8 protein-coding genes are annotated in these 12,798 nt (G+C 45.0%); 3 read left to right on the top strand and 5 right to left on the bottom strand.

Going from position 1 to position 12,798, the window contains the following annotated elements; genetic code table 11:
- Positions 1-81: 81 nt before the first annotated feature.
- Both nadB and NBH01_RS02040 read left to right on the top strand, forming a co-directional pair.
- Entirely contained in the window at positions 82-1,653 is a 1,572-nt protein-coding gene (nadB, locus tag NBH01_RS02045) for an L-aspartate oxidase (protein WP_011108697.1), read from the top strand.
- A 2-nt stretch (positions 1,654-1,655) separates the two neighbouring features.
- Positions 1,656-1,928: a DUF4884 domain-containing protein gene (locus NBH01_RS02040; protein WP_008767421.1), complete on the top strand. Its 273-nt coding sequence runs from the start codon at positions 1,656-1,658 to the stop codon at positions 1,926-1,928.
- An 81-nt stretch (positions 1,929-2,009) separates the two neighbouring features.
- On the opposite strand, the gene rbr is transcribed toward NBH01_RS02040, so the two are convergent.
- Complete coding sequence (rbr, locus tag NBH01_RS02035; RefSeq protein WP_008762794.1) at positions 2,010-2,588, bottom strand: rubrerythrin; 579 nt, start codon at positions 2,586-2,588, stop codon at positions 2,010-2,012.
- Between the two features lie 244 nt (positions 2,589-2,832).
- On the opposite strand from rbr, the gene NBH01_RS02030 reads away from it, so the two are divergent.
- Positions 2,833-4,512 carry a SulP family inorganic anion transporter gene (locus NBH01_RS02030; protein WP_225678784.1) on the top strand — a complete coding sequence of 560 codons (1,680 nt, stop codon included), beginning with the start codon at positions 2,833-2,835 and terminating at the stop codon, positions 4,510-4,512.
- 93 nt (positions 4,513-4,605) lie between these two features.
- On the opposite strand, the gene NBH01_RS02025 is transcribed toward NBH01_RS02030, so the two are convergent.
- From NBH01_RS02025 to NBH01_RS02010, 4 genes are read right to left on the bottom strand one after another with little or no spacing between them, the layout of a single operon-like run.
- Positions 4,606-5,736: an acyltransferase family protein gene (locus NBH01_RS02025; RefSeq protein WP_250699953.1), complete on the bottom strand. Its 1,131-nt coding sequence runs from the start codon at positions 5,734-5,736 to the stop codon at positions 4,606-4,608.
- A 34-nt stretch (positions 5,737-5,770) separates the two neighbouring features.
- A complete protein-coding gene (locus NBH01_RS02020) occupies positions 5,771-8,836 on the bottom strand; it encodes a glycoside hydrolase family 2 TIM barrel-domain containing protein (protein WP_048694946.1) in 3,066 nt (1,021 codons plus the stop codon).
- Between the two features lie 5 nt (positions 8,837-8,841).
- On the bottom strand, positions 8,842-11,166 hold the full coding sequence (locus NBH01_RS02015; protein WP_011108693.1) for a glycoside hydrolase family 20 protein: 2,325 nt from the start codon (positions 11,164-11,166) through the stop codon (positions 8,842-8,844).
- 17 nt (positions 11,167-11,183) lie between these two features.
- Entirely contained in the window at positions 11,184-12,752 is a 1,569-nt protein-coding gene (locus tag NBH01_RS02010) for a sulfatase family protein (RefSeq protein ID WP_221647055.1), read from the bottom strand.
- Positions 12,753-12,798: the final 46 nt, after the last annotated feature.

Genomic DNA, 12,798 nt, shown 5'->3' with positions numbered 1-12,798 from the left:
GCAAATTTATGAATTAGTGACAACGAAAAGAACAACGAAGTGACTTATTTTGTAGCTTTGCGGTGAGAAATAAACAAAATTATGGTAAGAAAATTCGATTTCCTCGTTATCGGCTCCGGAATTGCCGGTATGAGTTTTGCGCTCAAAGTGGCGCACAAAGGTAAAGTTGCTCTTATCTGTAAAAGCGGGCTGGAAGAAGCCAATACGTACTTCGCACAAGGAGGAGTGGCGTCCGTCACCAACCTGCTGGTGGATAATTTCGACAAACACATTGAAGACACGATGATTGCCGGCGACTGGATCAGTGACCGTGGCGCAGTAGAAAAAGTAGTGCGCGAAGCGCCTGCGCAAATTGAAGAACTGATCAAATGGGGCGTGGACTTCGACAAAAACGAGAAAGGCGAATTTGACTTGCACCGCGAGGGAGGACACTCCGAGTTCCGCATTCTTCACCATAAAGATAATACGGGAGCAGAGATTCAGGACAGCCTGATCAAAGCCGTGCAAAGGCATCCGAACATCGAGGTGATCGAAAACCAGTTTGCCGTTGAAATACTGACCCAACATCATCTGGGAGTAACTGTTACCCGCCAGACACCGGACATCAAATGCTACGGTGCCTACATCCTCGACCCGAAAACCGGAAAAGTAGATACCTACCTCGCCAAAGTGACTCTTATGGCCACCGGTGGAGTAGGAGCTGTTTATAAAACGACCACCAATCCGCTAGTCGCTACCGGAGACGGTATCGCCATGGTCTACCGTGCCAAAGGTACAGTGAAGGATATGGAGTTTGTGCAATTCCACCCCACCGCCCTGTACCATCCGGGCGACCGCCCTTCGTTCCTGATTACGGAAGCGATGCGTGGCTACGGTGGCGTACTCCGCACAATGGACGGCAAGGAGTTCATGCAAAAATACGATCCCCGTCTTTCACTCGCTCCGCGCGATATCGTAGCCCGTGCTATTGACAACGAAATGAAAAATCGGGGTGATGACCATGTTTATCTTGACGTCACCCACAAAGACCCGGAAGAGACAAAGAAGCACTTTCCCAATATTTACGAGAAATGCCTCAGCTTGGGCATCGACATCACCAAAGATTACATTCCGGTAGCTCCGGCAGCCCACTATCTTTGCGGCGGTATCCTTGTAGACCTGAACGGACAGTCTTCTATCGAACGCCTCTACGCAGTGGGAGAGTGCTCCTGCACCGGTCTCCACGGTGGTAACCGTCTGGCTTCCAACTCACTGATCGAAGCTGTCGTATATGCCGACGCTGCCGCCAAGCATAGCCTGAGAGTTGTAGACCAGTATGCCTACAACGAAGCCATCCCCGAATGGAACGACGAGGGAACCCGTTCACCGGAAGAGATGGTACTGATCACGCAAAGCATGAAGGAAGTTAACCAGATTATGAGTACTTATGTAGGTATTGTCCGCAGCGACCTTCGTCTGAAACGTGCCTGGGACCGACTGGATATCATTTACGAAGAAACTGAAAGCCTGTTCAAACGCAGCGTAGCCTCCAGAGAGATTTGCGAATTGCGTAATATGGTCAACGTAGGATATCTGATTATGCGTCAGGCAATGGAACGCAAAGAAAGCCGCGGATTGCATTATACGATTGATTATCCACACGCTAAAAAATAATCATGAAAACATTAACTAGACTATTTATTCTTTTATTCGTTATGGCAGGTGTAAGTTCCTGCTATACAGGTATCCCATTGAAACAAGGCAAATCGGAAAACAACCGAACTTACGAAGTCAGCTATTTGTTCGAGCATGACGGAGTCAAAGTCTATCGATTTATGGATATGGGAAACTATGTGTACTTTACCACAAAGGGAGATGTGACCAGTATCAAAAATGACTCTACGAAAGAAAGGACTGTAACGATCTACAGAGATGATACAGTCAGATAATGAAATGTCTTAATAAATAAAAGTGCCGCTTGCAATCATATGCAAGCGGCACTTTTATTATCTAATAAACACCTCTTATTATTAATAGTTTTCTTTCTTCACCTCGAAATAAGCCTGCGGATGCAAACATGCCGGGCAAACTTCAGGAGCTTCCTTACCGATTTCGATATAACCGCAGTTACGGCATTGCCATACCACTTCGCCTTCTTTAGCGAATACAGTCATATTTTCGATGTTGTTCATGAAAGCCAGGTATCTTTCTTCGTGGCCTTTCTCAGCGATTGAGATATTGCGGTACATAGCAGCAATCATCGGGAAACCTTCCTGTTCTGCCACATCAGCGAAATGAGGATAATCCAGTGACCATTCTTCGTGTTCGCCGGCAGCGGCAGCGCGAAGATTTTCGAGTGTATTACCGATCACACCAGCCGGATAGCTGGCAGTAATTTCTACCATACCACCTTCCAGGAACTTGAACATACGTTTAGCGTGTTCCTTTTCCTGATCAGCTGTCTCTGTGAAGATTGCTGAAATTTGTTCGTAACCTTCCTTCTTTGCAACACTTGCAAAATAAGTGTAACGCATTCTAGCCTGTGATTCTCCTGCGAATGAAGTCAGCAGATTCTTCTCTGTCTGGGTTCCTTTAATACTTTTAGTCATAATTCTAATCTATATTTAAATTGGTTATTACCAAACGTAACTTGTCGTACTATTTATAACGCAAATATAAGCGATTTGTTCGTAATAAGCTCCCTTTTCTTGATGAATAAAAACTATCGATTCATAGATAAAACCTATCAACAATCAAATAGCATGTTGCTAAACATACTTATCTCGATTATTTTGCGTAATTTTGCAACCTCTACTTTGCAAAAGAGCAAATTATATATAATAATTCACAGAAATGAAGTTATTTGAATTTAAACCCAAATTGGTTTCTTGTTTAAAGAATTATTCGAAAGAAACGTTTATGGCGGACCTGATGGCAGGCGTCATTGTCGGCATCGTAGCACTTCCACTGGCCATCGCCTTCGGTATTGCTTCGGGAGTATCGCCCGAGAAAGGTATTATCACTGCTATTATTGCCGGATTCATCATCTCTCTGCTGGGAGGAAGCAAAGTCCAGATCGGCGGACCGACAGGAGCTTTCATTGTGATCATCTACGGCATCATCCAGCAATATGGCGAAGCCGGACTGATTGTGGCGACGCTTATGGCAGGTGTTCTCCTTATATTATTAGGAGTGTTCAAGCTCGGAGCCGTTATCAAGTTTATTCCGTATCCCATTATCGTCGGTTTCACCAGCGGTATTGCCGTTACCATTTTTACTACGCAGATTGCCGATATCTTCGGCCTGTCTTTCGGAGGTGAAAAAGTACCGGGAGACTTTGTCGGGAAATGGATGATTTATTTCCGTCATTTCGATACCGTGAATTGGTGGAATACCATTGTAAGTATTGTCAGCATCATTATCATTGCAATCACTCCCCGGTTTTCTAAAAAAATTCCCGGATCGCTGATTGCCATTATTGTAGTGACAGTGGCCGTCTATCTGATGAAGACTTATGGCGGAATAGATTGCATTCCGACCATCGGCGACCGTTTCACCATTAAGTCAGAATTGCCGGATGCCGTTGTACCGGCTTTGGATTGGGAAGCTATCAAAAATCTGTTTCCGGTAGCTATCACTATTGCAGTGCTGGGAGCTATCGAATCACTCTTGTCTGCCACCGTAGCCGATGGTGTGATAGGCGACCGTCATGATTCCAACACGGAACTAATCGCACAGGGTGCGGCAAATATCGTAGTGCCATTGTTCGGAGGTATCCCCGCTACCGGAGCTATTGCCCGTACGATGACGAATATCAACAATGGAGGTAAGACACCGATTGCAGGTGTTATCCATGCGATTATCCTTCTTCTGATTCTTCTTTTCCTGATGCCCCTTGCACAGTATATTCCGATGGCTTGCCTTGCCGGAGTACTGGTCATCGTATCTTATAATATGAGCGGCTGGCGCGTCTTCAAGGCTTTACTGAAGAATCCGAAGTCCGATGTCACCGTACTGCTGATCACTTTCTTCCTGACTGTTATCTTCGACTTGACAGTTGCCATCGAAGTAGGACTGATCATCGCCTGCGTACTCTTCATGAAACGTGTCATGGAAACTACTGAAATCTCCGTCATTACGGATGAGATCGACCCGAATAAAGAATCGGATATCGCCGTCAATGAAGAAAACATCATGATCCCTAAAGGAGTGGAAGTATATGAGATCAACGGTCCTTACTTCTTCGGTATCGCTACGAAGTTCGAAGAAACGATGGCGCAGCTGGGAGACCGTCCGAATGTACGCATCATCCGTATGCGTAAAGTTCCGTTCATCGACTCCACAGGTATTCATAATCTGACTACACTTTGCGAAATGTCGCAGAAAGAAAAGATCACCGTCATTCTTTCCGGAGTCAATGAGAAAGTATATAAGGTGTTGGAGAAATCCGGATTCTATGAATTGCTGGGAAAAGAAAATATCTGCCCGAACTTCAAGGTAGCGCTGAACAGAGCGGAAGAAGTCATGAAATAAAGAGATTCCAACATAAAGAAAGAGCCATTTTAATCCCGAAAAGCAGGAGATAAAATGGCTCTTTTTTATTTTAAGAGAGGGATTACCACTCCACTAAACTTTTAAAAACAAGCCACGTTTATACATCATTCTCAACAGGAAGAAAAGAATAAGATAGTTAGCAAAAGTAAGCCATACGGGATAATAATCTCCCATGTATTGTTTCAGTCCGTAACTGACTGAATCAGCAATGCAACGGAAGTTCACCACTTCGCCCAACAGATAAGCCGTGATGGAATTCATACCATACACTTTCAGCCAGTTCAACCCGCGGCTGTGTCCTTTATAGTCAATCCAATAATAAAATAATGCCATCAACAGAAAGCAATAACCACCGGATAGTAATGTCATACTACCTGTCCACAAACGCTTAATGATGGGCATCTGCAAACTCCAAAGCATCGCCAGCCCTACTAAAAGCACACCAATGACCGACAGAGTCTGTACCACCTTTTTACGGTTCGCTTTCCCTTCTTTCATAATCTTTCCGGCAAAAGCTCCGAGCATGACAGTCACTCCGAATGTCAGACTGCTCCATATCCATGTGTAATTGTAATAAGGTGAAAAGCTCCACGTTCCGTCCTCATTCCAGAAAACACCATCTCTGAAACGACCTAAGACACATCTGTCCACTTGTTCGGCAAAATTTCCAGCCGGTGTGAAGTCACCCAAAAATGTCATGGGAATCCAGTATATGAAAAGCAACAATAAAGTAATTCCTATCTGCCACCTGAATGAAAAATGTAACTGAATGACTGCCGCAATGAAATAGCCGACAGCAATAGACTGCAAAGTATTTGAATAGAGATAAATATGTCTGCTGTCCAGTCCAAGCAGATTTCCCTGAACAATCATTCCGAAAATAAACAGCAGAAACACCCGCCTCAGAATCCTCCGATAGACGGGCCAGTAACTGCCGGACATACCGACGTACTTTGACAGTGAAAACGGCATCGAAGCGCCTGTCATAAAGAGGAACAACGGCATCACAAGATCCCAAAAACGGAATCCCTCCCACACTTCATGATCAAACTGATAAAGGATATCATTGAGAAACGGCAAGTTCAACTGTCGTACCAACGCCGCAAACACCGACTGAAAGAAGACAAGAAGAAACAGGTCAAAGCCACGAAGGATATCCAACGATGCCAAACGGGTTGTGTTTTTCTCAGATAATTTATTCATCGCATTTATAAATTTAAGTTTTCATCACTCTTCCTTACTTCACGGGATAAATGGTGAAAGTAAATGTTTGCTTTCCCAACGGAACCAGATACGGCGGCAACACCCCCGGTCCGCATGTAGCAGTACCTACACCTGCCTGCTTAGCATCCAAATGTACGGTAATCCTGCCATTACGTTCCAAGTCATTGATATGAAGTGCCTTCTCCAATAATAAATCAGAGAAAGGGAGAGCACTAAACTGGAATGGAGAATCAGACTCTATCCAGCAGCCTTTTCCGCTGTCGTCTGCCAGCTTCACCCAACGTACATCGGTGCGGTTTCCCGTCGACTGGGGGATAACATAATAATGGAACATCTTTTCGGGCGTTGTAGTATAGATACCTATTTTACCAGACTGGTTTCTGTCAATGTATGTTTCGTGTTCACCACGTCCCAGATAAGTCACATTTCCATAGGTATCGTTCATTTCAAACGTTAATCCCAGTCGTGCTATTGATTTCACCCATGTCGTGTCCGGCTGAAAAGTAGTCTGTACTTTCAAAGATCCATTGTGATTCAGCGTATATTCCAATGTGGCATCTCCTACTTTCTTCCCAGTCACATTCAATATATTTACCTGTGCGGTAGCGGATGTCTTACTTTCTTTCAGAGAAACCACCTTTTGGGTCAATGTATGCAATCCGGCTTTTCTCCATAGTTTTGCACCCATTCTGTCCCGATTATCATTATCCGTTGCCGGACGGAACAGGCTTATAGTGACCGGACTAGCCAACAACTCTTCTCCGTCCAGACAAAGAGACTTCAAAGCGCCTGTGTTTTCATCGACTTCAAATGTCGTTTTTCCGGCTTCAGAAGGTTTTCCATTCCATACTTTTCCGGATGCAGGAAGCACAAACTGGTCATAAGCAATTTCCCAAGCGGTGTCCACTAAAGGAGTGGACTTTTTACGTGTCCAGCCCAAATCAAGATAAGCTTCACGGATAGTCTTGGGAAGCTGCACCGCCCCTAAAGTAAGCTCCACCGTTGCATGCGGCTCACACGCCACCTCCTTGTTGCCTTCTGCCAAAACAGTACCATCATCTCCCGTCACCTTCCAATGCAGGATATATTCATTCAAATCAGAGAAGTCGAACCAGTTCTTCACACGAACCGTCAGATTCTTTTTATCAATCAGTGTGCTCTTTATATTCTGATAGATCTTCTTTACTTCCAGCAAATGCGGATGAGGTTCCCGGACAGCATTTACCAACCCATTGCAACAGAAGTTTCCAAAGCTGGGCACATCTTTCGGCCCGTAATCTCCTCCGTATGTCCAATACCATTTACCATCCTTGTCTACTTCACGGAACGACTGATCTACCCAGTCCCAGATACAACCTCCTTGTGCCATCGGCTCATTTTCGAAGACCTCCCAGTATTCTTTCATTCCGCCGCAGCTATTGCCCATTGCATGCAAATACTCGCAAAGAATGAAAGGACGATAAATATCCTTGCGTGCCACATAATTTCTGATCACATCCACACTGCGATACATCCGGCAATAGATATCGGTATTATAGTTTTCTTCCGCACGTTCGTATTGTACCGGACGGTTTTTCTCCACCGATTTCAGCCAGTCATACGTACGTTCGAAATTGATTCCGTTGCCGGCTTCATTACCGAGCGACCAGATGACAACAGAGGGATGATTCTTCGAACGTTCATACATACGGCGTGTACGGTCTATATGGGCAGGAAGCCACGTACTGTCCTTTGCAAGAGAGGCAGGACCATAACCCATACCGTGCGATTCAATATTAGCCTCATCAATCACATAAAGTCCGTAACGGTCGCAAAGCTGATACCAGTAGGGATGTGCCGGATAATGCGAGTTGCGTACCGTATTGATGTTATGCTGTTTCATTAACCTGATATCCTGTTCCATCAGTTCTTTGCTTACTGTACGTCCGAGTTGCGAATGTTCGTGCCGGTTAACACCTTTCACCAATACAGGCACACCGTTTATACAGAAACGTCCGTTCTTTATCTCAGAAGTTCTGAACCCGACTTTTGTTCCGGTTATTTCCGTAACCTTTCCTCCGGCATCTTTCAACTCCAACAACAAGGTATAAAGTTCGGGATGCTCCGCATTCCATCTTCTCACATCAGGAAGGCGCTGTTCATCGAATACGATCAGATTGCCCGATCCATGTGATTCCAGCTTCCGGCTTCCTTCCAGCACTGTCTTGTCCGAAGCATCTTTCAATGTATAAGCAATGGAGGACGTTCCCGAAGCCGTTCCTCCGACTGCCACCTCCAGTTCGAAGATACCCTCTTTGTAATGTTCTTTTTCGAGAAGGGAAGTCACCTTGTAATCGGCAATATATTGTTCGGGAGTGCTGTAAAGATACACATCCCGTTCAATACCACTCAATCGCCACATATCCTGACATTCCAAATATGCTCCCGAACTCCAGCGATATACTTCAAGCGCAATCGTATTTTCTCCGTCGGTGAGCTTGTCCGTGATATCCCATTCGGCAGCAGTCTTGGAACCTTGATTGTATCCGAGAAACTCACCGTTTACCCATACATAATAAAACGATATCACTCCTTCACAGCAGAGTACCACACGACGTCCTTCCCATCCGGCAGGCACTTTAAAAGTCCGCCGATAAGAACCGACCTCGTTCTCTTTGTAAGGTACCAAAGGAGGATTCTTTTTGAAATTAAACATCTTATCATCAAACTCGTACGTCTCATTCACATAAATAGCCGTACCATATCCCTGACGTTCCCAGTTTCCCGGCACCTTTATATCTGCCCATCCACCTGTATAGTACGACGGCTTATAAAAATCTTTTGGACGAGTGTCCGGATTCTTCACCCAATGGAACTTCCACTGCCCGTTCAGACTCATATAATAAGGTGACTGCTCGAATGTGCCTTTCTCCACCTCCGAAGCATCTGCATAAGGCCATACATAAGTATGAGGATCGAGCTTGTTCAATCCTACGGCATACTGGCTCTGCCATTCAGGCTGTTGCTGTTGTGCCGTAGTGGAAATGATAGCGGGCGCCGCCAGCATCATTAAGAAAAATGGTTTCAACAAATTATTCATTTTTATCATTCTATCATCACTTCATCAAAATGCACTCTTGCCTCCTGCCCGGGACGGACATGGTTATCAGGACATTTTCCTATCCCTTTTGCCGTTACCCTTATATAGCGGGTTTCAACGCCTCCCAAACTTATCGATATATCCTCAATATAATTACCTTCACGGAAAATCTCTTCCGGAGTAAAGGTCCGTTCTCCTGCCTTATCGAAAGTTTTATTATCACCGGATACCGCAATCTCTATCAAGCGCGGTTTATGTACAGCCATACCATAACTGGTTATGCAACCAATAGTGAAGGTATTCACCTTCTCCATCTTCTCCATATCTATAGTAAAAGAGATAGAATCATTATTCGTCCAAGAACACCATTCAAAGTCCGAATACTTCAGGCTTCCACGTATCCCGTTAGTCAGAAGTTTCTCATTCGGATTACATCCCGACACAGGTTTGGCGGTTGCCAGATTCCAACGAACAGGAAGCGTCAGTGTCTTTCCCATTTGTCTGCCTTTCACAAAAGTAGCACTTTTAAGATTCAATGTCTCTTTTACGGCCAATTTTTCTTTATAAAGAGGTGAAGTAGCTATAGGTTCACTGCCATCTGTCGTATAATGTATTTCTGCATCCGGCCGGATACATTCCAGTTTCACTTTCAGTGCTCCATCTTCGGGAGTCACCGTGTGCTGAATATTATACATCGAACGGGCATAGACAATTCCTTTTGCCGTCAGATGTTCATTATAAATATCCATTGCTTTCAGAAATGAAGTCCAATCCTTTTTCTCCGGCTGTGTCCATGCTATCTCCGCCAATGCAGCCAGACGGGGAAATACTAAATAATCCACGTCTTCAGGTTTATTGCAGAACTCTGTCCACATGGATGCCTGCACGCCCATGAGTAAAGAAGCGTACTCCGGCTTCCAGTCTGCCTGCACCGGTTCATAATCATAAATATCCTTCAACGTATTATTACCAAAGTAGGTTTGAGGTTCAAACCATTGCGGTCCCTGATAACGAATCAGATACATGATACGTGCGGGTGTCATGATGAACGGATGCCCTTGCTCCGCTGCTTTCAGAGCAGCCGTTCCCAGTCCTCTCCATCCCTGGATGATAACGCCTTCGGGCAGGAAACTACTGTTGGTCAGTTCGTCCCAGCCAATCACTTTTCGTCCTTTGCTGCACACGTAGTCACTCATCCGTTTCATAAAGTAACCTTGCAAGTCTTCTTCATTGTCCAGATGTTCATTTTTCATCCGTGCCTGACAAAGCGGGCACTTTTCCCAATATCCTTTTTGCGCTTCATCACCTCCCAGATGGATATAGCGGGAAGGAAACAAAGCCATCACTTCATCCAGAACATTCTGCAAAAAAGTAAAGGCACTATCTTTTCCCGCACAGTAGATCACTCCTGAATTGCCTCCACCCAAACCCGGGATCACCCCGATATAACTCTTTACTATCGGACAGGTCAATTCCGGATAAGCAGCCAATGCAGCATTACTATGGGCAGGCATATCAATCTCGGGAATAATTTCTATCTGCCGTTCGGCAGCGTAAGCCACCATCTCCTTTACATCCTCCTGTGTATAGAATCCTCCGATAGGCGTAGGTTCTCCCGGTTCCGGATTGCGCCGGAAATAGAAAGGAACATCCATACGGTTGACCCGCCAGGCTCCTGTTTCCGTCAGACGGGGATATTTCTTGATTTCCAGCCTCCAGCCGTTGTCATCCGTCAGATGAAAATGGAGAGTATTGATTTTGAGCATCGCCATACAATCGATGATACGCAAAACGTTCTCTTTAGGAATAAAGAATCGGGCGACATCCAACATCAGTGCCCGATAACCAAAGCGTGGTTCATCCTGAATAGTCACTGTGGGAATATTCCAGTCAAGGCACTTTGCCCGTTGATTGCCTTCGATAGCAGGTGGCAGCAGTAAACGGATCGTCTGCAATGCGTAGAAAAATCCTTTCGTATCGGAAGCTTTCACCAAAATCTGCTGCGGGGTAACTTCCAGCAGGTATGCTTCACTTTTTAGAGAAGAGTCAGTCGTAAAACGAACATGACTCTTCTCACTGCTACCCATTGTCAACTGAGGAATTATCCCTGAGCTTTTTTTAAATAAGTCTATAAAGTTACGGGCGATAACCGCCTGTTCATGGTTTTCTACGGAAAAGACTGTCTTGTCGGAAAAGGTAAAGTTACCCTTGCCCGGTACTACACGTACCGGACAAGGAACTATTGAAATAGGGGATGGTGTTAAGTTATCAGCGCTTGCCCCCGCTATAGGTGCCAGTAGCATGAGAATGATTAAGATGTATTTCGTCATGATAGTCAGTTTTATTATTATTCCTTGTCTCTCTCAGGGGAGAAACGGACCGGATCATTATACTGTTCCTGCAGTTTTTCCATTTCTACTTTCAGTTCTTCGGCGATGGATTCATATTCGGGTTGACCGTAAAGGTTGTGCATCTCCGTAGGATCAGCCTGCAGGTCGTAAAGTTCCCACCAGTTGATGTTATTATAAAAATGAATCAGTTTATAGCGTTCGGTACGTATGCCGTAATGGCGTTTCACCATGTGTTCGGCAGGATATTCATAGAAATGATAATATAAGGCTGTCCGCCAGTCCTGAGGATGTTCGCCTTTCAGCAACGGAACAAGTGACACTCCGTGGATGTCTTCGGGCACAGGAGCTCCGGCAAGTTCGAGGAAGGTAGGGGCATAGTCGATGTTCTGCACCATTTCCGTGATCTTTCCCCTGCGGTCAAAGCCTTTCGGCAGGCGCATGATAAGAGGAGTACGCATGGACTCTTCGTACATGAAACGTTTGTCAAACCAACCATGCTCACCCATGTAGAAGCCTTGATCGGAAGTATAAACTACCAGTGTATTGTCCAGTAATCCCTTCTTTTTCAGATAGTCGAATACTCTACCGACATTGTCATCCAATGATTTCACCGTCTTCATATAGTCGCGCATATAACGCTGGAATTTCCAGTTGGCAAGTTCTTTCCCCTGCAGGTTCTGCCGGTAGAAATCGGCTATGATCGGATCATAAAACTTATCCCATGCGGCACGCTGTGCTTTGTCCATCCGTCCGATATACTTTTCATACAAGGCTTTCAGGCGGGAGTCTTTATCAAGACGCAGCATTTTAAGATCGTAGATCATATCCATATCTTTGGCAATGCTCATTTCCTGTGAGGCGGCAGCCGGACGTCCCTCATAATCGTCGAAGAAATTATCCGGTAACGGGAAGGTCTTATCTTCATACAAAGCCAGATTACACGTATCTGCCAACCAGTTGCGATGAATCGCTTTGTGATGAATCAACAGGCAAAAAGGTTTATCAAGATCACGTTTGTGTTCCATCCAGTCAATGGCATCATCGGTAATCAGATTTGTGATATATCCGTGCTTCCGGATGGTGTCGTTGTTCTGTGTAATGAAATCCGGATTGTAGTAATCGCCCTGACCGGGAACTATTTCCCAGTAGTTAAATCCGGAAGGAAGGCTTTCAAGATGCCATTTGCCTACCAATGCGGTCTGATATCCGGCTTTTTGCAACAATTTGGGGAATGTCTGTTGAGCACTATCGAATACACAAGTGGTGTTATCATAGAATTTGTTGGCACAACTGTGCTTGCCCGTTATCATGCAGGCACGGCTGGGTCCGCTCAGAGAATTAGCCACAAAGCTGTTGGTAAAGAGTACTCCTTCTTCCGCTATGCGGTCAAGATTGGGAGTTTCCATATATCGGGTATCATAGCAACTCATCATTTGTGCTGTATGATCATCGGTCATGATATAGACGATGTTCAGTGGCTTCTGTGCAGCCTCTTTTTTTACCGAAGTACAACTACAAGCTGCAGCAGCCAATCCGGTGACAGGAATTATATAAGTATACTTCATTTTATTTATTCATTGATTTAAAAGAAATCATCCGGAGAATACTTGC

This window comes from Bacteroides sp. B1-V-101 (assembly GCF_023656585.1).
In the GTDB taxonomy this organism is placed as follows: Bacteria; Bacteroidota; Bacteroidia; order Bacteroidales; family Bacteroidaceae; genus Bacteroides; species Bacteroides thetaiotaomicron.
Note: the sequence above shows the minus strand (reverse complement) of the source record. Positions and strands in the feature narration are given on the sequence as shown.

What these genes read in the sequence shown, in the direction of transcription:
- NBH01_RS02020 (WP_048694946.1), bottom strand. Translation starts at nt 8,836, where the DNA reads ATGAATAATTTGTTGAAACCATTTTTCTTAATGATGCTGGCGGCGCCC.
- NBH01_RS02040 (WP_008767421.1), top strand. Translation starts at nt 1,656, where the DNA reads ATGAAAACATTAACTAGACTATTTATTCTTTTATTCGTTATGGCAGGT.
- nadB (WP_011108697.1), top strand. Translation starts at nt 82, where the DNA reads ATGGTAAGAAAATTCGATTTCCTCGTTATCGGCTCCGGAATTGCCGGT.
- NBH01_RS02030 (WP_225678784.1), top strand. Translation starts at nt 2,833, where the DNA reads ATGAAGTTATTTGAATTTAAACCCAAATTGGTTTCTTGTTTAAAGAAT.
- rbr (WP_008762794.1), bottom strand. Translation starts at nt 2,588, where the DNA reads ATGACTAAAAGTATTAAAGGAACCCAGACAGAGAAGAATCTGCTGACT.
- NBH01_RS02015 (WP_011108693.1), bottom strand. Translation starts at nt 11,166, where the DNA reads ATGACGAAATACATCTTAATCATTCTCATGCTACTGGCACCTATAGCG.
- NBH01_RS02025 (WP_250699953.1), bottom strand. Translation starts at nt 5,736, where the DNA reads ATGAATAAATTATCTGAGAAAAACACAACCCGTTTGGCATCGTTGGAT.
- NBH01_RS02010 (WP_221647055.1), bottom strand. Translation starts at nt 12,752, where the DNA reads ATGAAGTATACTTATATAATTCCTGTCACCGGATTGGCTGCTGCAGCT.